We start from the raw sequence: 19472 nt of genomic DNA, 5'->3' as shown, positions 1-19472 counted from the left end.
CGAGGCGCAGCCGGCATGGTCTGGCACGCTCCGCCGTCCGCTTTCATCGCGCATCCATCCGGGAGAACCATGCATCACGGCCCGCTGATTGCCATCCTCGTCGCGGGCCTTGGCCTTGCCTTCGTCTTCGGGGCGCTCGCCCAGAAACTCCGCATCTCCCCTCTCGTCGGCTATCTCGTCGCCGGTGTCGCCGTCGGGCCCTTCACGCCGGGCTTCGTTGCCGACCAGAACCTCGCCAATGAGCTCGCCGAAATCGGCGTCATCCTGCTGATGTTTGGCGTCGGCCTGCATTTCTCGATGAAGGATCTGCTCTCGGTCAAGGCGATCGCGGTGCCGGGTGCGCTCGTTCAGATCGCGGCGGCGACCTTGCTCGGCACGGGTCTTGGCCTTGCACTCGGCTGGAACTGGGTCGCCGGCGTCGTCTTCGGCCTGGCGCTCTCGGTCGCCAGCACCGTCGTGCTGCTGCGCGCGCTGCAGGAGCGCCGGCTCGTCCAGAGCGAGAAGGGCAAGATCGCGGTCGGCTGGCTGATCGTCGAGGACCTCGCCATGGTGCTGGCGCTGGTGATGATCCCGGCCGTCGCCGACGCGCTCAACGGCGCGCGCCCCGGCGTACCGTCGCCGCTCTCGGGCCAGTTCGATCTCGGCCTCTGGGGCGTGCTTGGCCTGACCCTGATGAAGGTTGTCGCCTTCATCGCCTTCATGCTCGTCGTCGGCCGCCGCGTCATCCCCTGGGTGCTGCACTGGGTCGCCCATACCGGCTCGCGCGAGCTGTTCCGGCTGGCAGTGCTCGCGGTGGCGCTCGGCGTCGCCTTCATCGCCGCGACCCTGTTCGGTGTCTCCTTCGCGCTCGGCGCGTTCTTCGCCGGCATGATCCTGAGCGAATCGCCGCTGAGCCAGCGCGCCGCGGAGGAATCCCTGCCGCTCCGCGATGCCTTCGCGGTGCTGTTCTTCGTCTCGGTCGGCATGCTGTTCGACCCGGCGATCCTGCTGCGCGCGCCCGGTCCGCTGCTCGCGACGCTGGCGATCATCCTGATCGGCAAGTCGCTCGCCGCCTGGCTGATCATGCGCGCCTATGGGCGCTCAAATGGCGTGGCCCTGACGATCTCGGCCTCGCTCGCCCAGATCGGCGAATTCTCCTTCATCCTGGCAGGCCTCGGCGTCTCGCTCGGCATCCTGCCGCAGCAGGGCCGCGACCTGATCCTGGCCGGCGCCATCCTCTCGATCCTGCTCAACCCGGTGCTGTTTGCCCTGGTCGACCACTTTATCGGCGAGCCGAGCATGGCGAAACCCAAGCCGACGCCGGGCGCAGCCGACCCCGAAACGAAGCCCGACCTCGACATCGTGCCAACAGCACTGTCCGACCACATGGTCGTCGTCGGCTATGGCCGGGTCGGCGCACTGCTCGGCGCCGGCCTGCTGGCGCGCGGCGAGAAGGTCCTGGTCATCGAGGAACAGGGCGATGCGGTTGCCGCGGCCAAGCGTCACGGCGCCGAGCTCCTGCTCGGCAATGCGGCCGATCCCGCCGTGCTGGCGGCCGCTGGTCTTGGCCGGGCGCGGCGGCTCTTCGTTGCCATTCCGCAGAGCTTCGAGGCTGGGCAGGTCTGCGAGCAGGCGCGCCGCGACAATCCGGCGCTGCCGATCGTCGCCCGCGCCCATTCCGATGCCGAGGTCGAGCATCTCACCAAATGCGGCGCGACGCTGACGATCATGGGCGAGGCCGAGATCGCCCGCGCGATGCTGGCCCTCTGCGCAGCCCCGGAGCCGCCTCCGGCGGCGGAGCCTCAGCCAGCCTGAGGACGCGCGGGAACGCGCGTCCTCAGGCGAAGCGAAGCGCAGACCCGAGAATCTCAGGACGAGAGGTGGCTGGTTTGCGAGATGCTCGGGTCAAGCCCGAGCATGACGACGGTGGTTCAGTCGCGAACCAGATCAGACCAGCTCGAACCTGACGTCCTGCGCGCCTTCCCAGAGCGTCCTGCGGCCGAGCGTGTAGAGGTTCTCCAGCCCCGAGGTCAGCGTGATGAAGTGGTTGCCGGCGAGCTGGCCCATCTTGCTGGCGAAATGCACGCCGCCATAGGCGAGCAGGATCTCGGTCTCGCTGATGCCGCCGGGATAGAGGATGATCTGGCCGGGTGCCGGATAGCTCGTATGGTTCTCGTAGCCGACGCCGAAATCAAGCTCGCCGAGCGGCATCCAGACGCCCTCGCCGCTCCAGCGCACATGCACGATCTTGCTGGCGAAGGGCATGTGGCGAAGGAAGGCGGCGCACGTCTTCGGCGCGGCCTCCAGCTCCAGTTTGGCCTCGAAGGTGAACGGGCCTGCGGTGACGATGAGCTGCTGGGACATGGGACGACCTTTCGCGTAGTTCGCCAGACCGGATAAGGCGAATGGGATGTGATCTTGAGCCCTCATCCTGAGGAGCCGCGAAGCGGCGTCTCGAAGGATGCTCCAGGAGGCGCCGGAACCATCTGGAGCATCCTTCAAGACGCGGGCTTTGCCCGCTCCTCAGGATGAGGGCTGGAGAGATATCGCCGCGCTATCTACGAGAACGCCGCCTTCAGGTCGAGCGTCCCGACCTTGCCGATCGCCTCGTAATTGCGCTTCAGCCAGCGCTTGGCCGCCGCCCGGCCGATATTGCGCAGCTGCAGCAGGAAATCCCAGTCCGAGTTCAGCCGCGACGACGAGGTCATCTCGGCCAAGGGCGGGCCGCCGTCGATGCGGTGCATCAGCACGCGCTTGTATTCGTCCTTGGGCAATTTGCCGCCGTCGATCAGACGGTTGACGAAGTCGATGGCTCGCAGCTCGCGCAGCAGCGAGGCGTTGAAGGTGATCTCGTTGACCCGGTCTTGGATATCGCGCGCCTTGGTCGGCAGGTCCCGGCGCAAGAGCGGGTTGATTTGAACCAGCAGGATGTCATCTCCCGCCGCCTCGTAGAACAGCGGGTAGAGCGCCGGATTGCCCATATAGCCGCCGTCCCAGTAAGCCTCCTTGCCGATCTCGACCGCCTGGAACAGCATCGGCAGGCAGGCCGAGGCCATCAGATGATCGGCCGTCAGCTCCGGGCCGTTGAACAGCTTGATCTTGCCCGAGCGGACATTGGTCGCGGCGATGAACAGCTTCAGCTGCGTGCAGGCCCGCACCTTGTCGAAATCGATGAGGTCGGCGATCACGCCGCGCAGCGGATTGATGTTGAGCGGGTTGACGTCGTAGGGGCTCGCCACTTTCGAGAACATCTCGAACCAGAGCATGCCGGGCGGGACGCCATTCGAACCGCCCCAGGCGCCCAGCAGCGTGTCGATCAGCGAGCGCTCGGAGCCGCCATACTTGCCATCGACGCTGATCGCCCGCCAGAACGCCTCGAGTTTGGCGCGGGCCCCATCTGCCCCGCCCTCGATCCAGCCCTCGGCCAGCACCACCGCGTTCATCGCGCCCGCGCTGGTGCCCGACAAGGCCTCGATCGCGAGCCGCCCATCCTCCAGGATCGCGTCGAGCACGCCCCAGGTGAAGGCGCCATGCGCGCCGCCGCCCTGCAAGGCCAGCGAGACGGACTTCTCCGCCTTCGGGCCGGCGAGCCCGAGCAGATGATGGGCCGCCTTCTTGCGCCCGGTCACGCGGCGGTCCAGCCGCCATCCATCGGCAGCGTCGTGCCGGTGATCGACTTCGCCGAGTCGGTGCACAGAAACACGGCGAGCGCCGCGACCTGCTCGACGGTGACGAACTCCTTCGTCGGCTGTGCCGTCAGCAGCACGTCGTTCATGACCTGCTCCTTGGTCATGCCGCGCGCCTTCATCGTGTCGGGGATCTGCTTTTCGACCAGCGGCGTCCAGACATAGCCCGGCGCAATGGCGTTGACGGTGATGCCCTTGGTCGCGACTTCGAGAGCCACCGTCTTGGTCAGCCCGGCAATGCCATGCTTGGCCGCGACATAGGCCGATTTGAACGGCGAGGCGACGAAGGCATGCGCCGAGGCCGTGTTGATGATGCGGCCCCAGCCCTTGGCCTTCATCTTCGGGAGCGCGGCACGCGTCGTGTGGAAGGCGGAGGTCAGGTTGATCGCGATGATCTGGTCCCATTTCTCGATCGGGAACTCGTCGATCGGCGAGACGAACTGGATGCCGGCATTGTTGATGAGGATGTCCACCGCGCCGAATTCGGCCTCGGCCTGCGCGATGAAATCCGCGATCTCGGCGGGCTTGGTCATGTCGGCGGCTGAAAACAGCACCTTGACCCCGAACTCGCTGGCGAGGTCCGAGCGGAGCTTTTCGGCTTCCGCGGGAGGCATGATGCCGTTGACGACGAGATGGGCGCCTTCCTTGGCCAGCGCTCGGGCATAGGCAAGCCCGATGCCGGAGGTCGATCCTGTGATGGCGGCCGCGCGGTCTTTGAGGAACATCGGCTAAGGCTCCTGACAATCGATGAGAAAATGCTTAGGTTCGGGTCCGAACAGGGCAATGCCGCCACCACATCAAGGCCATGGCGGCACGTTGCCCGATGTCCTATTGCAGCGCAACATGACCACAATGCAGCAAAACCTACACGCGCATGGCGCCCATGACGAGCATGTGCATGACGCGCACGACGCTGGCGGCGAGAGCGGCTGCCGGCACGCCCATGACCACCGCATCCACGCCGCCGAGGCGCTGGCGCGGGCGGAGCGTATCTGCCGGGAGCGCGGCCTGCGCCTGACGCCGATCCGCGCCAAGGCGCTGGAGGCGCTCCATGCCGACCATCGCCCGGTCGGGGCTTATGACCTCGCCGACCGGATTTCGCCGGCCGGTGGCCGGCGGCTGGCGCCGATCTCGATCTATCGCGCGCTCGATTTCCTGGTCGAGCAGGGCTTCGTCCACCGGCTCTCCTCGCGCAACGCCTATGTCGCCTGCCTGCACGGCCATGGCGCCGACGAGGTTGTCGCCTTCCTGATCTGCGAGGTCTGCGGCGGCGTCGATGAGGATTCCTCGCCGGCCATGAAGAAGGCCGTTGCGGCGATCGCCCAGGTCAGGCAATTCTCCCCCGTCCATCAGGTGGTCGAGATCGTCGGCCGCTGCGAGCATTGCCGGAACGCAAGCGCATGATCGGCAAAGACGAGTTGGGGCGCATCCGATGAACGAGCGGGCTTTCCCCTGCCTGACAGCGGAGCATTCCGGCCCGCTGGCGCGTCACCTCACCGTTCCCGTGATGGTCGGCAACGTCGCCGTCGGCGGCGGCGCGCCGATCGTCGTCCAGTCGATGACCAATACCGACACCGCCGACATCGCCGGCACGGTCGCGCAGGTTGCGGCACTGGCGCGGCAAGGGTCCGAACTCGTCCGCATCACCGTCGACCGCGACGAGGCCGCCGCCGCGGTGCCGAAGATCCGGGAGCGGCTCGACCGCATCGGTGTCGACGTGCCGCTGATCGGCGATTTCCACTATATCGGCCACAAGCTGCTGACCGATCATCCGGCTTGCGCCGAGGCGCTGGCGAAATACCGCATCAACCCCGGCAATGTCGGCTTCAAAGACAAGAAGGACCGCCAGTTCGGCCAGATCGTCGAACTCGCGATCAAGCATGGCAAGGCCGTGCGCATCGGCGCCAACTGGGGCTCGCTCGACCAGGAATTGCTGACCACGCTGATGGACGAGAATGCCTTGCAGCCTCGCCCGCTCGATGCCCGCGCCATCATGCGCGAGGCGATGGTGCAGTCGGCGCTGCTCTCGGCCGGGCGTGCCGAGGAGATCGGGCTCGGCCGGGACAAGATCATCCTCTCCGCCAAGGTTTCGGGCGTCCAGGATCTGATCACGATCTACCGGATGATGTCCGCTCGCTCCGACTACGCCATCCATCTCGGCCTGACCGAGGCCGGCATGGGCTCCAAGGGCATCGTCGCCTCCTCGGCCGCGCTCGGCATCCTGTTGCAGGAAGGCATCGGCGACACGATCCGCTTCTCGCTGACGCCCGAGCCTGGTGGCGACCGCACGCTCGAGGTCAAGGCGGCGCAGGAGCTGCTCCAGACCATGGGCTTCCGCGCCTTCGTGCCGCAGGTCGCCGCCTGCCCCGGCTGCGGCCGCACCACCTCGACCGTGTTCCAGCAACTCGCCCGCGACATCCAGGACTGGATCGCCGGCTCGATGCAGGACTGGAAGACGCGCTACCCCGGCGTCGAGGCGCTGAACGTCGCGGTGATGGGTTGCATCGTCAACGGCCCCGGCGAATCCAAGCACGCCGATATCGGCATCTCCCTGCCGGGCACCGGCGAGGAGCCGACGGCTCCCGTCTTCGTCGATGGCAAGAAGGTCAAGACCCTGCGCGGGCCCGGCATCGCCGCCGAATTCAAGACCATGGTCGATGATTATGTGGCGCAGCGTTACGGCAGGCGCGCCGATGCGGCCGAGTGAATTTCACAACCTTGCGTTGCGTGGCCCCGCAGCGGACACATGGCAGCGCCTTTGCGTGCTGACGGCATTGTGTTAGAGGCCCCGGCCTTTCGCTGCACCGCAGCGCGCGCGGAGATCCCCTATGGGGCATGACCAGACGAATCCCCCGGCTCAAAAAACGGAGGATTCCCGTTTCGGCATCGATGACGGCCATGCCGCCGAGGCCAAGAACGGCCATGGCAGCTATGCCGCGCTGGCGCTCGGCGCGCTGGGCGTCGTCTATGGCGATATCGGCACGAGCCCGCTCTATGCGCTGCGCGAGACCGTGCTGGCGGCGACCGCTGCCCATGGCGAGCTGAGCGCCGCGGTTGTCGGCGCGCCGGTGCCGCGCGACATCGTCATCGGCGTGCTCTCGCTGATCCTGTGGTCGCTCGTCATCGTCGTCACGCTGAAATATGTCCTGCTCCTGATGCGGGCCGACAACAATGGCGAAGGCGGCATCCTGACGCTGGTCGCGCTGGCCCAGCGTGGCCTCGGGCGGGCGCGCGGCGGCGTCGTGCTGTTCCTTGGCATGGCCGGCGCGGCGCTGTTTTATGGCGACGCGGTGATCACGCCGGCCATCTCGGTGCTCTCCGCGGTCGAGGGCATCAAGCTGGTGACGCCGCTGCTGAACGACTATGTCGTCACCATCGCCTCCGTCATCCTGATCGCACTGTTCCTGGTCCAGAGCGGCGGCACCGAGAGGGTCGCGAATTTCTTCGGCCCGATCACGCTGGTCTGGTTCCTGGCACTGGCCGGGCTCGGCATCTACCATATCGCCGACGATCTGAGCGTTCTGACCTCGGTCAACCCGTATTACTCCCTGCGCTTCTTCATCGACCATCCGACGGTGTCGCTGGCCGTGCTCGGCTCGGTCTGCCTGGCCGTGACCGGCGCCGAGGCGCTCTATGCGGATATGGGCCATTTCGGCCGCGGGCCGATCCGCAGCGCCTGGATCTGGCTGGTCTTCCCCTCGCTGTGGCTGAACTATCTCGGCCAGGGCGCGCTGATCCTTTCCGACCCGACCGCCATCGACAACCCGTTTTACAAGCTCGCTCCGGACTTCCTGATCCTGCCGCTGGTCATCCTGGCGACGATCGCCACCATCATCGCGAGCCAGGCGGTGATCACGGGCGCCTTCTCGCTGACGCGGCAGGCGGTCCAGCTCGGCCTGTTGCCGCGCCTGGAGATCCGTCACACCTCGGAGCATACCTCCGGCCAGATCTACATACCCCGCATCAACTGGCTGCTGCTGGTCATCGTCCTGATCCTGGTCTGGTCCTTCCGGACCTCGTCGAACCTGTCGCACGCCTATGGCATTGCGGTCTTCGGCACGATGGTGGTGAGTTCGCTGCTCGCCTTCATCGTGATCCGCCGCGTCTGGGGCTGGAGCCTGACCGCGACCGTAGCCCTGATCCTGCCCTTCCTGATCATCGACGTCGCCTTCTTCGCCGCCAACATGCTGAAGCTGTTCAGCGGCGGCTACATGCCGGTGCTGCTGGCGATCGCGCTGGTCATGCTGATGTGGACCTGGGTGCGCGGCACCAAGATCCTGTTCGACAAGACGCGCAAGACCGACGTGCCATTGCTCGAACTCGTCGGCATGCTCTCGAAGAGCCCGCCGGTCCGGGTCAAGGGCATGGCCGTCTTCCTGACGAGCGACCCCGAGACGGCCCCGGCCTCGCTGCTGCACAACCTCAAGCACAACAAGGTCCTGCACGAGCGCAACGTTATCCTGACCGTGCGCTCGGCCGACACGCCGCGCATCGCCGAGGAGGAGCGCGTGCGCCTCTCGCGCATCACCGACGACTTCTGGCGGGTCGATCTGGTCTATGGCTACATGGAGAGCCCCAACGTGCCCAAGGGGCTCGCGATCCTGCGCAAGCAGGGCTTCAAGTTCGACATCATGTCGACCTCGTTCTTCCTGTCGCGCCGCTCGATCAAGGCCTCGCCGCAATCGGGCATGCCGGTCTGGCAGGACAATCTCTACATCTCGCTGACCAAGTCCGCGACGGACGCCACGAGCTTCTTCCAGATCCCGACCGGCCGGGTCGTCGAGGTCGGGACGCAGGTCACGGTGTAAGGCAGAGACCGTCATGCTCGGGCTTGACCCGAGCATCTCGGAAACCAGCGCATTTCCTGCAAGAGATTCTCGGGTCAAGCCCGAGAATGACCGTAGGTCTCAATCGATCCGCGCCGAGCCCTCGGGCACGTTCCGCACCCGCTCGCGATAGAGCAGGTACAGCCCCGACGCGATCACGATCGCCGCGCCGACGAAGGTCCAGCGATCGGGGAACTGCCCGAAGACGAACCAGCCGAGCAGGATCATCCAGACGATCTGCGAATAGATGAACGGCGCCAGCACGGTCGCCGGGGCCAGCCGGTGCGCCAGGATCAGGAGCCAGTGCCCGAAGCCGCCGAACAGGCCGGTGCCCAACATCACGAGCCAGACGAACGGCGTCTGCGGCGTCGTCCAGAAGAACGGGATCAGAGGCAGCACGGCCGCCGTCCCGGCGACGCCGGAATAAACCATCGTCGTCTCCGGCTTGTCATAGGCCGCGAGCCGCCGGGTGGCCAGCGCATAGAAGCTGTAGCAGACGGTGCCGAAGACGCAGAGCAGGGCGGCGGGATGCATGCCGCCGATGCCCGGGCGCGTGATCACGAGCACGCCGAGAAAGCCGACGCCGATCGCCGCCAGCCGGCGCGGGCCGGGCCATTCGCCGAGCATCGGTCCCGCGACGAGCGCCACGAGCAGCGGTCCCGCGAACATGATCGAAACCGTCTCCGCGAGCTGCAGGTATTGGAGCGCGACGAAGTTCAGCGCCGTCGCGCCCAGCAGCAGCAGCGAGCGGACGCCCTGGAGCCAGGGCCGCTTGGTGCGCAGGACGCCGGGATGACTCCACGGGTTGAGCAGCATCAGGACGAGCGCCATGCTGCCGGCATAGCGCGCGAACACGACCTGCACCGGGTCCATATAGCCCGACAGCCATTTCGCGCTGGTGTCCAGAAGGGCGAAGAACAGAACGGCGCTACAGATCAAACCGATCGCGGCAAGGCGCGACCGTCCGGTTTCCGGAAGATGGGACGAAGCGACGGCCAAGGCAGATCCCGTCATGCGCGGGGAGAATGACAATGGCAGATTTAAACGATTTACCGCCTCTGACCAGCGGCCGAACGCATGAGCTCCATGCGCCCGTCAGGGCATGAACTGGACGGCATGGAGCGAAAGATCAGGAGTCGGTAGCGGCTCAGGCGTCGCTGTCGATCTCGTCGCCGTCGGCTTCCGGATCGTCGATCTCGACGCCGGCCTTCGACAGGCCCTTGGCCGCCTTGCGCAGCAGCCGGCGCAGCTGCTTGCGCTCCTTGCCGTCGAGCTTGTCGAGCAGCTCTTCCTCGACCTGGGTCCAGACGGCGTCGAGCGCCATGGACGTCTTGTGGCCGGCTTCGGTCAGCGCGACCTGCACGAGCCGGCCGTCGCGGCCGCCGCCCTCGCGCGTCACCAGCCCCTGCAGGGAGAGCCGGCCGATCGTCTTGGACACCGTCGGCGGCTTGACCCGCAGCAGCGTCGCAAGCTCGCCCATCGTCATCGGCGCCGGCTGCAGCGCCTTCAGCGCCTGCTCCTGCCCTGGAAACAATCCCAGCGCATTCAGCCGCTCGCCCATGCGGGCGCGGTGCAGCCTCGCCGTGACGAGCAAGGCTCGACCTACGCTCTTTTCGAGTGCCTTGGTCATCTCGCTCGATCCTTGGCTAGATGCTTGGACGGATAAGGAAGACGCTTCGCCGGCTGGCTGTTCGCCCGCCAAGATGACAACGTGATGACATGAATGCGAGCGGTGTCACAGAGAGCGCATCTTTTCCGCTACGGAGATCAGGAAGGCGGAACGGCGCTCCGGCGTCGCGCGATTCATGTCATAGAGCGCCAGGTAGCGCGGCCGCGCGGTGGGATGGCAGACCGCACGCAGGACCCGGCAGACCAGCTTGCGCGGCGGATCGCCCATCAGCAGGGCGCGCCAGCGCGATCCGCCATAAGTCGTCACCGCCACGAGCTTGCGGATCGTCCAGAGATTGGGCGCGACCTTGCCGTCGACCAGCTTGAACGAAACGCCGGGCAGGAAGACGCGGTCGAAGAAGCCCTTCAGGATCGCGGGATAGCCGAAATTCCAGACCGGGAAGCACAGCACCAGCGCCTCGGCAGCACGCAGCCGCGCGACATAGCCGGCAACGGGGAGTGTGTTGCCGGCAAGGTCATGATAGCCAAGGCGCTCCTCGCGGCTCAGCACGGCATCGAAGCCCTCGGCATAGAGGTCGCAGTCATCGACCTCATGGCCGCCCTCACGCAGGCTCTGGACGACCGCCTGGTGCAGCGCCGCGCCATAGCTCTCTGGGTTGGGATGCGCATAGAGCACCAGCACGCGCATCAGGGTGCCTCGGACACGGAATCGACCGGGACGAAACTGGCAGCAGCCACGAGATGATCGAGCTCGCGATGATCCGGCAGCGTCGTGTCGATGGCGCGGCCCTCGACAAGCACGGTGCGGTCGGCTTGGGGTCGCGCAAAGAACTCGGTCCAATCGCGGGCACGGGTCAGGATCAAATCGGCCGGGCCGCCGGGCGACAGCACGCCCAGACCTTCCGCCCCCTTGCCCTCCAGCCCCATGACCGCGGCCGGCGTGCGCGCCACCGCATTGGCCCAGTCCGTTCCGGCATGGTCGAGCTGGAGGATGCGGGTGCCCTCGCGCAGAACCTCGATCAGGTCGAGATCGCCATAGGCGTAGAACGGGTCGCGGGTGTTGTCCGAGGCGATCATCACCGGCACGCCAGCTGCCTTGAGCTCATGCAGCGCCGTGACGCCGCGCCAGCGCGGCGTGCGGCCGGGGGCACGGTCCTGCAGATACATGTTGCACATCGGCAGGCTGACGACCGCGATCCCGGCCTCCCGCACCTTGGCGATGATCCGCGCCTCGACGTCGGGCTCCTGCAACGCCAGCGAGCAGCAATGGCCGGCGAGGATCCTGCCCGCGAAGCGATGCCGGATCGCCGCATCGGCGATGTGCTCCAGCGAGCGGGCGGCGGGATCATTGGTCTCGTCGACATGGAAGTCGAGATCGAAGCCGTTCTCGAGCGCCGTGCGGAAGACAATGTCGAGCGCCGCGTCCAGCTCCGGGATCATGTAGCTGACGCAGCCGAAGATCCCGTCGCCATGCGCCTTCACCGCCGCGACGACATCGCGGATATGGGCCTGATCGAGCGCGAACTGGATGCCGAACAGCGGCGAGGCCTGGATGGCGATGCGCCCCGCCCACTCCGCCCGCAGTTCCGCCAGAACCGGCCAGGAAATCCCGATCTGCTTGCCGAGCGAGTCGATATGGGTCCGCAGCGCAGCCGTGCCATGGGCAAAGGCGCAGCGCAGGCCGAAATCCATCCGCGCCCGCACGTCGGATGCCGACCAGTTCGCCTCGCGGTCGGCCATGACGCTGTTGAGCGCTCCCATGAAACTGCCATCGGGATTGCGCTGGCGCGGCCAGATATGGCCCTTGTCGAGATGGACATGGCAATCGACGAGGCGGGGCAGCACGATGCCGCCATCGAGATGGTAATAGCTCTCGATTCTACCATCCATGTCCTGCGGCAGCCCCCACCAGCCCGGCTCGATCGCGGATATCATCCCGTTCTCGATCAGCAGATCGATCCGGGCTAGGCCATCGTCATCAAGCTGATATTCCGAGCTTGGGACTGTGATCAGCGACGCAGGGCATCGCGCCCCGGTGATCCAGTAGCGCGGGATGTTCGGAATCGGGGCGAATCCGCGCGTCACGGGGTGTGTGTCTCCATCGGCAAGGCCATGCACGATGGATACCGGCCGCCACGACCGCGGGCAAGGCAGTGACGGCGCGCTTCGGCATCCTCGCGTCGCATCCGGGCTTGTCGCGCGCGCGACGATCGCGCATGAGGGCGGCTCCACCGATGGAGACGCGTCCCATGCCGCAGGCCACCCTGATCGATGGCAAGGCCATTGCCGCGCAGTTGCGCGCGCAGATCGCCGCCGAAATCGCCGGCATCAAGGAGTCAAGTGGCCTCGTTCCCGGCCTGCATGTCGTGCTCGTCGGCGACGATCCGGCAAGCCGCGTCTATGTCGCCTCGAAGGAGAAACTGGCGGTTGAGGTCGGCATGAACTCGGTCGCCCACCGCCTGCCGGCGCAGACGACCCAGGCCGAGCTGCTGGCAAAGCTGACTGATCTCAACGCCGACGACGCGGTGGACGGCATCCTGGTGCAGCTGCCATTGCCGAAGCATCTCGACACCGCCGCGGTGATCGACGCGATCGATCCCGCCAAGGATGTCGACGGCCTGCATCCGATCAATGCCGGGCTGCTGGCGGGCGGCAAGGAGGGGCTTGTGCCCTGCACGCCGCTGGGCTCGATGCTGCTGCTGAAGAGCGTGCTGCCCGCGCTCTCGGGGCTGGAGGCGGTGGTGATCGGCCGCTCCGAGTTGGTCGGCCGCCCCGTCGCGCAACTGCTGCTCCAGGCCGACTGCACCGTGACGATCGCCCATTCCCGCACCAAGGATCTGCCCGCCGTGGTCCGCCGCGCCGACATCGTCGTCGCCGCCGTCGGCCGGCCCCATTTCGTCAAGGGCGACTGGATCAAGCCCGGCGCCACCGTGATCGATGTCGGCATCAATCGCATGCCCGACGGCAAGCTCGCGGGCGACGTCGATTTCGCCGAGGCAGTGGCGGTCGCCGGTGCAATCACGCCTGTGCCCGGCGGCGTCGGCCCGATGACCATCGCCTGCCTGCTTCGCAACACGCTGACGGCGTTCAAGGCAAGGCGGGGCGGCTAGGAGGTCATGGTCGGGCTTGACCCGACCATCTCAGGACGAGAAGGCGCTTACTCCTGAAAGAGATGCTCGGGTCCGCGCTGCGCGCAGCCCGAGAATGACGCTTCTGTCGCCGCGTGGCGCTCCTCACATATGGATCTGACGCTTGTCGACCGCCATTGCCGCTTCCTTGACCGCTTCCGACAGGGTCGGGTGGGCGTGGCAGGTGCGGGCGAGGTCTTCCGACGAGCCGCCGAATTCCATCAGCACCGTCACCTCGGCGATCAGGTCACCGGCATGGGGGCCGATGATGTGGCAGCCGAGCACGCGGTCGGTCGTGGCATCGGCCAGGAACTTCACGAACCCTTCCGTGTGCCGGATCGCGCGCGAGCGGGCATTGGCGGTGAAGGGGAACTTGCCGACCTTGTAGGCGGTGCCTGCGGCCTTGAGCTCTTCCTCGGTCTTGCCGATCGCGGCGACTTCCGGCGCCGTGTAGATGATGCTCGGGATCGCGTCGTAGTTCACATGCCCGGCCTTGCCGGCGATGATCTCGGCGACCGCGACGCCCTCATCCTCGGCCTTGTGCGCCAGCATCGGCCCGCGCACCACGTCGCCGATGGCATAGATGCCCGCGACATTGGTCTTGAAATGGTCGTCGATGACGACGCGCCCGCGCTCCATCGCGACACCGGCGCCATCGAGCCCGAGCCCGTCCGTGTTCGGCCGCCGGCCGATCGCGACCAGCACGATGTCGGCCGACAGCGTCTTGGCCTCGCCGCCGGCCGCCGGCTCGACCGTGACGGTCGCGCCCTTCTTGCCGGTCTCGACCTTGGTCACCTTCGAGCCGAGGATGAACTCGAAACCCTGCTTCTGAAGGATACGGCTGAACTGCTTGGCGATCTCCTCATCCATGCCGGGCAGGATGCGGTCGAGATATTCGACGACCGTGACCTTGGCGCCGAGCCGGCTCCAGACCGAGCCGATCTCGAGCCCGATCACGCCGGCACCGACGACCAGCAATTCCTTGGGAACTGAGGTCAGTTCGAGCGCGCCGGTCGAGGTCACGACCGTCTTCTCGTCAATCGTCACGCCGGGCAGGCCGGTGGCCTCCGAGCCGGTGGCGATGACGATGTTCTTCGTTTCCAGTTCCTGCGTCTTGCCGTCCTCGGCGGTGACCACGACCTTGCCGGCGGCCGGGATGCTGGCCGTGCCCATGAAGGGGTCGATCTTGTTCTTCTTCAGCAGGAAGGCGACGCCGTTGACGTTGGCATCGACCGTCTCCTGCTTGTGGACGAGCATCTGCTTGAGATCGAGCTTGGGCTTGCCGACGATCACGCCGAGCGCCGGGAAGGTGTGCGAAGCCTCCTCGAACATCTCGGAAGCATGCAGCAGCGCCTTGGAGGGTATGCAGCCGACATTCAGGCAGGTGCCGCCGAAGGTCTTGCGCTTCTCGACGACGGCGACCTTGAGCCCGAGCTGGGCAGCGCGGATGGCGGCGACATAACCGCCGGGGCCGGTTCCGATGATGACGAGATCGTAGGACATCTAAAAAGCCTCGCAATGCCCGTCATGTTCGGGCTTGTCCCGACCATCCACGTCTTCGGATGGCCGGTAGGAAAGTCGTGGATGCTCGGGACAAGCCCGAGCATGACGCCTGAATGGACCGCCGGTTAAAAGCGATCAGAGATCCAGCACCAGACGCGCCGGGTCCTCCAGCGCCTCCTTGATGCGGACGAGGAAGGTCACCGCCTCCTTGCCGTCGATGATGCGGTGGTCGTAGGAAACAGCCAGATACATCATCGGGCGCACCACGATCTGGCCGCCGACGACCATCGGGCGCTCCTGGATCTTGTGCATGCCCAGGATCGCCGATTGCGGCGCGTTCAGGATCGGCGTCGACATCAGCGAGCCATAGACGCCGCCATTCGAGATGGTGAAGGTGCCGCCCTGCATGTCCTCGATCTTGAGGGCGCCTTCGCGGGCTTTCTTGCCGAGCGCGCCGATCGCCTTCTCGATGCCGGCGATGGAGAGCTGGTCGGCATCGCGCACGACGGGCACGACGAGGCCCTTGTCGGTGCCCACCGCGACCGCGACATGGTAGTAGTTCTTGTAGACGATGTCGGTGCCGTCGATCTCGGCGTTGACGGAGGGGATCTCCTTCAGCGCCTGCACGCAGGCCTTCACGAAGAAGCCCATGAAGCCGAGTTTCACGCCGTGCTTCTTCTCGAACACGTCCTTGTACTGGTTGCGCAGCGCCATCACCGCCGACATGTCCACCTCGTTGAAGGTGGTCAGCATGGCGGCGGTCGCCTGGGCTTCCTTGAGGCGGCGCGCGATGGTCTGGCGCAGCTTGGTCATCTTGACGCGCTCTTCGCGCGAGGCGTCGTCGGGAGCCGACGGCGCGCGGACCTGAACCGGGGCGGCAGGAGCAGCGGTGGCTACGGCGGGACCGGTCGCGATCGCGGCCAGCATGTCGCCCTTGGTAACGCGACCATCCTTGCCCGAGGCGTTGGCGGTCGACGGATCGACGCCGCTTTCGGCGGCCAGGCGCGAGACCGCCGGGCCGGAATCGGCGGCCTTGGTCGCGGGCTTGATCGGGGTGTCGCCGGCAACCTCGCCGGTCTTCTTCTCGGCGGCGGCCGAGGTCGACTCGCCGGCCTTGCCGGAGGCCTGCGCCACCGCCGTGTCGGCCTTCTTCTCTTCGGCCTTGGGGGCAGCCGCGGCGGCCTTGCCGTCGCCGGCGGTGATCATGCCCAGCAGCGCGCTGACGCCGACCGTGTCGCCCTCCTTGGCGACGATCTCGCCAAGCACGCCGGCCGCCGGCGCGTTGACCTCGAGCGTCACCTTGTCGGTCTCGAGCTCGACCAAGGGCTCGTCGGCCTTCACGGCGTCGCCCGCCTTCTTGAACCACTTGCCGATGGTCGCCTCGGAAACGGATTCGCCGAGGGTGGGTACGCGGATTTCGGTCGCCATGTCAGGCCTCTGTTTCGTGTCTTTGTCTGGCGGTCAGGTGGCTGGACGGTCAGGCCGCGAAGGCCTCGTCCAGGAAGGCGTTGAGCTGGGCGAGATGCTTCGACATCAGGCCGGTCGCGGTCGCAGCCGAAGCCGGACGCCCGACATAACGCGGCCGCTTCGACTTCGATCCGGCATGGCCGAGCACCCATTCGAGATAGGGCTCGACGAAGGTCCAGGAGCCCATGTTCTTCGGCTCTTCCTGGCACCAGACGACGTCGGCGCCCTTGAAGCGCGCCAGCTCCTGAGCCAGCGACTTCAGCGGGAACGGATAGAGTTGCTCGACGCGCATCAGATAGACATCGTCGATGCCGCGCTTCTCGCGCTCCTCCAGCAGGTCGAAATAGACCTTGCCCGAGCACAGCACGACGCGGCGGATCTTCGAATCCTTGACCAGCTTGGTGGTCGAGTTGCCGCGCTCGGCGTCGTCATGCAGCACCCGGTGGAAGGTCGAACCCTCGGCCAACTCCGACAGATCGGAGACGCAGCGCTTGTGGCGCAGCAGCGACTTCGGCGTCATCAGGATCAGCGGCTTGCGGAAGTCGCGCTTCAGCTGCCGGCGCAGGATGTGGAAGTAGCTCGCCGGCGTCGAGCAGTTGGCGACCTGCATGTTGTCCTCGGCGCACATCTGCAGGAAGCGCTCGAGACGGGCCGAGGAGTGCTCGGGACCCTGGCCCTCATAGCCATGCGGCAGCAGGCAGACGAGGCCCGACATGCGCAGCCACTTGCGCTCGCCCGACGAGATGAACTGGTCGAACAGCACCTGCGCGCCATTGGCGAAGTCGCCGAACTGGGCTTCCCAGCAGGTCAGGGCGTTAGGCTCCGACAGGGTGTAGCCATATTCGAAGCCGAGCACGGCCTCCTCCGAGAGCATCGAATTGATGACCTCGTAGCGGGACTGGTTGTCGCGGATATGGTTCAGCGAGGTGTGGCGGGCCTCGGTCTCCTGGTCGATCAGCACCGAATGGCGCTGTGAGAAGGTGCCGCGCTCGCTGTCCTGGCCGGACAGGCGCACCGGGTTGCCGTCGAGCAGCAGCGAGCCGAAAGCCAGCGACTCGGCGGTGGCCCAGTCGATGCCCTTGCCGGTCTCGACGGCCTTGCGGCGGTTGTCGAGGAAGCGCTGAATCGTCTTGTGGACGTTGAAGCCCGGCGGCACCGAGGTGATCTTTTCGGTGATCTCCTTGAGCACGGTCGCATCGACGCCGGTGGCGCCGCGGCGCGGATCGTCCTCGTCGGCGCGGATCGCCTTCATGCCGGCCCAGCGGCCGTCGAGCCAGTCGGCCTTGTTCGGCTTGAAGGCCTGGCCAGCCTCGAACTCGACCTCGAGCTTGGCCTTCCAGGCGGCGCGGGCCTCGTCGAGTTCGCCGGGCTGGAGCACGCCTTCGGCCTCCAGCTTGGCGGAATAGAGCTCCAGCGTCGTCTTGTGCGCGCGGATCTTGCGGTACATCAGCGGCTGGGTGAAGCCCGGTTCGTCGCCCTCGTTATGGCCGAAGCGGCGATAGCAGAACATGTCGACCACGACCGGCTTGTGGAACTTCTGCCGGAACTCGATCGCGATCTTGGCGGCGAAGACCACCGCTTCCGGATCGTCGCCGTTCACATGGAAGACCGGAGCCTCGACCATCTTCGCCACGTCGGACGGATAGGGCGAGGAGCGCGAATAGCGCGGATAGGTCGTGAAGCCGATCTGGTTGTTGATGATGAAGTGGATCGAGCCGCCGGTGCGGTGTCCCTTCAGGCCGGACAAGCCGAGGCACTCCGCGACCACGCCCTGGCCGGCGAAGGCGGCGTCGCCATGCAGCAGCAGCGGCAGCACCTTGGAGCGCTCGACGATGTCGCCGAACTGGTCCTGCTTGGCGCGCACCTTGCCGAGCACGACAGGGTCGACGATCTCGAGATGCGACGGGTTGGCCGTCAGCGAGACGTGGACGTTGTTGCCGTCGAACTCGCGGTCGCTGGAGGCACCGAGATGGTACTTCACGTCGCCCGAGCCCTCGACGTCATCGGGCGCAAACGAGCCGCCCTTGAACTCGTGGAACAGCGCGCGATGCGGCTTGCCCAGCACCTGGGTGAGCACGTTGAGGCGGCCGCGATGGGCCATGCCGAAGACGATGTCGCGCACGCCGAGCGCGCCGCCGCGCTTGATGATCTGCTCCAGCGCCGGGATCAGCGACTCGCCGCCGTCGAGGCCGAAGCGCTTGGTCCCGGTGTACTTCAGGTCGATGAACTTCTCGAAGCCTTCGGCCTCGACGAGCTTGTTCAGGATCGCCTTCTTGCCTTCCTTGGTAAAGGCGATCTCCTTGTCCGGCCCCTCGATCCGGCCCTGCAGCCAGGCCTTCTGCTCGGGGTCCGAGATGTGCATGAACTCGATGCCGACCGTGCTGCAATAGGTCCGCTGCAGAATCGCCGTCATCTCGCGGATCGTCGCGAATTCGAGGCCGAGCACGTTGTCGATGAAGATCTTGCGGTCGAGATCGGCCTCGCTGAAGCCGAAGGCGGCCGGCGAGAGCTCGTCGGAATTGTCGACGGTCTCGATGCCCAGCGGGTCGAGCTTGGCGTGGAGATGGCCGCGCATGCGGTAGGCGCGGATCAGCATGATGGCGCGCACGGAATCGCGCGTCGCCTGCTGCACGTCGGACGCACTGATCGCGGCGCCGGCGGCCTGCGCCTTGCCCTTGAGCTTGTCGGAGACGACCTTCTCGACAACGGCCCAGTTGCCGTCGAGCGCCGAGACCAGTTCGCCATTGGCATGGACCGGCCAGTTCGGCTTGGTCCAGGACGCGCCCTTGGCGTTCTGGATGATGGCCGAGCCCTCATCCTTCAGGCCCGCGAAGAAACCCTGCCACTGCTCGTCGACCGACTTCGGATCGGCCTGATAGCGGGCGTAGAGATCCTCGATATAGGCCGCGTTGCCGCCATAGAGGAAACCCGTCTGCGCGAGAGCCTCGTTGATGTCCTGGCGAGCCATGGCTTGATCCGTCCTGTCTTGTCACCGCGTCATGCCCGGGCCTGTCCCGGGCATCGCTTGTCTGTCCGTCGTGGTCGGGCTTGGGTCCGACCCTATCTGGGGGTGGCTGGGCCGGGATGAAATGGCCGGGTCAAACCCGACCACGACGCCCGTGGCTGGCCTCAGCCTTTCAACACTTCGACCAAGGTCTTTCCAAGGCGCGCAGGCGAGGGCGAGACCTTGATGCCGGCGGCTTCCATGGCGGCGATCTTGTCCTCGGCGCCGCCCTTGCCGCCCGAGATGATCG

The 19472-nt window shown here is 66.4% G+C and carries 15 protein-coding genes and 1 pseudogene; 5 read left to right on the top strand and 11 right to left on the bottom strand.

Annotated elements, in window-relative coordinates:
* Positions 1-69: 69 nt before the first annotated feature.
* Positions 70-1794: a YbaL family putative K(+) efflux transporter gene (gene ybaL, locus AC1DYU_RS05285; RefSeq protein ID WP_476790727.1), complete on the top strand. Its 1725-nt coding sequence runs from the start codon at positions 70-72 to the stop codon at positions 1792-1794.
* A 132-nt stretch (positions 1795-1926) separates the two neighbouring features.
* Here ybaL and AC1DYU_RS05280 read toward each other — a convergent pair whose 3' ends face one another.
* From AC1DYU_RS05280 to AC1DYU_RS05270, 3 genes are all read right to left on the bottom strand, one after another.
* Positions 1927-2343, bottom strand: a complete 417-nt coding sequence (locus tag AC1DYU_RS05280) for a DUF3830 family protein (RefSeq protein WP_158484508.1) — start codon at positions 2341-2343, stop codon at positions 1927-1929.
* A 194-nt stretch (positions 2344-2537) separates the two neighbouring features.
* Positions 2538-3608 (bottom strand): patatin-like phospholipase family protein, encoded by a 1071-nt coding sequence (locus AC1DYU_RS05275; RefSeq protein WP_476790726.1) that lies wholly within the window; start codon positions 3606-3608, stop codon positions 2538-2540.
* Positions 3605-4390: a 3-hydroxybutyrate dehydrogenase gene (locus AC1DYU_RS05270; protein ID WP_476790725.1), complete on the bottom strand. Its 786-nt coding sequence runs from the start codon at positions 4388-4390 to the stop codon at positions 3605-3607. Before AC1DYU_RS05270 ends, AC1DYU_RS05275 begins: the two co-directional genes overlap by 4 nt.
* A 118-nt stretch (positions 4391-4508) precedes the next feature.
* Between AC1DYU_RS05270 and AC1DYU_RS05265 the strand changes: the two genes are divergently transcribed.
* The 3 genes from AC1DYU_RS05265 (at position 4509) to AC1DYU_RS05255 (ending at position 8473) form a co-directional block, all read left to right on the top strand.
* Positions 4509-5069: a Fur family transcriptional regulator gene (locus AC1DYU_RS05265; RefSeq protein WP_476790724.1), complete on the top strand. Its 561-nt coding sequence runs from the start codon at positions 4509-4511 to the stop codon at positions 5067-5069.
* A gap of 28 nt (positions 5070-5097) precedes the next feature.
* Positions 5098-6372, top strand: coding sequence for a flavodoxin-dependent (E)-4-hydroxy-3-methylbut-2-enyl-diphosphate synthase (ispG, locus tag AC1DYU_RS05260; protein ID WP_476790723.1), 1275 nt, complete (start codon positions 5098-5100; stop codon positions 6370-6372).
* Between the two features lie 121 nt (positions 6373-6493).
* Positions 6494-8473, top strand: coding sequence for a potassium transporter Kup (locus AC1DYU_RS05255; RefSeq protein ID WP_158484512.1), 1980 nt, complete (start codon positions 6494-6496; stop codon positions 8471-8473).
* 99 nt (positions 8474-8572) lie between these two features.
* Here the strand turns inward: AC1DYU_RS05255 and AC1DYU_RS05250 are convergent, their stop codons facing one another.
* The 4 genes from AC1DYU_RS05250 to AC1DYU_RS05235 form a co-directional block, all read right to left on the bottom strand.
* Positions 8573-9430 (bottom strand): DMT family transporter, encoded by an 858-nt coding sequence (locus tag AC1DYU_RS05250; protein ID WP_476790722.1) that lies wholly within the window; start codon positions 9428-9430, stop codon positions 8573-8575.
* Between the two features lie 208 nt (positions 9431-9638).
* Positions 9639-10121, bottom strand: coding sequence for a MarR family winged helix-turn-helix transcriptional regulator (locus AC1DYU_RS05245; protein WP_158484514.1), 483 nt, complete (start codon positions 10119-10121; stop codon positions 9639-9641).
* Positions 10122-10226: 105 nt separating this feature from the next.
* A complete protein-coding gene (locus tag AC1DYU_RS05240; RefSeq protein WP_476790721.1) occupies positions 10227-10808 on the bottom strand; it encodes an NAD(P)H-dependent oxidoreductase in 582 nt (193 codons plus the stop codon).
* Positions 10808-12205, bottom strand: coding sequence for a cytosine deaminase (locus tag AC1DYU_RS05235; RefSeq protein WP_476790720.1), 1398 nt, complete (start codon positions 12203-12205; stop codon positions 10808-10810). Before AC1DYU_RS05235 ends, AC1DYU_RS05240 begins: the two co-directional genes overlap by 1 nt.
* Positions 12206-12369: 164 nt before the next feature.
* Here AC1DYU_RS05235 and folD point away from each other — a divergent pair, with 164 nt between their 5' ends.
* The gene (folD, locus tag AC1DYU_RS05230) at positions 12370-13230 is read left to right on the top strand and encodes a bifunctional methylenetetrahydrofolate dehydrogenase/methenyltetrahydrofolate cyclohydrolase FolD (RefSeq protein WP_476790719.1); all 861 of its coding nucleotides are present in this window, start codon (positions 12370-12372) and stop codon (positions 13228-13230) included.
* Positions 13231-13353: 123 nt separating this feature from the next.
* Here folD and lpdA read toward each other — a convergent pair whose 3' ends face one another.
* The 4 genes and pseudogenes from lpdA to AC1DYU_RS05210 all read right to left on the bottom strand — a co-directional run.
* Entirely contained in the window at positions 13354-14751 is a 1398-nt protein-coding gene (lpdA, locus tag AC1DYU_RS05225) for a dihydrolipoyl dehydrogenase (RefSeq protein ID WP_476790718.1), read from the bottom strand.
* 135 nt (positions 14752-14886) lie between these two features.
* Positions 14887-16179, bottom strand: a complete 1293-nt coding sequence (gene odhB, locus AC1DYU_RS05220; RefSeq protein ID WP_476790717.1) for a 2-oxoglutarate dehydrogenase complex dihydrolipoyllysine-residue succinyltransferase — start codon at positions 16177-16179, stop codon at positions 14887-14889.
* Between the two features lie 49 nt (positions 16180-16228).
* A complete protein-coding gene (locus AC1DYU_RS05215; protein WP_476790716.1) occupies positions 16229-19186 on the bottom strand; it encodes a 2-oxoglutarate dehydrogenase E1 component in 2958 nt (985 codons plus the stop codon).
* 161 nt (positions 19187-19347) lie between these two features.
* Positions 19348-19472: pseudogene (locus tag AC1DYU_RS05210) on the bottom strand (succinate--CoA ligase subunit alpha); the annotation flags it as partial.

This window comes from Allobosea sp. P2_B12 (assembly GCF_056404835.1).
The sequence above is the reverse complement of the archived record's forward strand: the minus strand, read 5'-3'. Positions and strand labels throughout refer to the sequence as shown.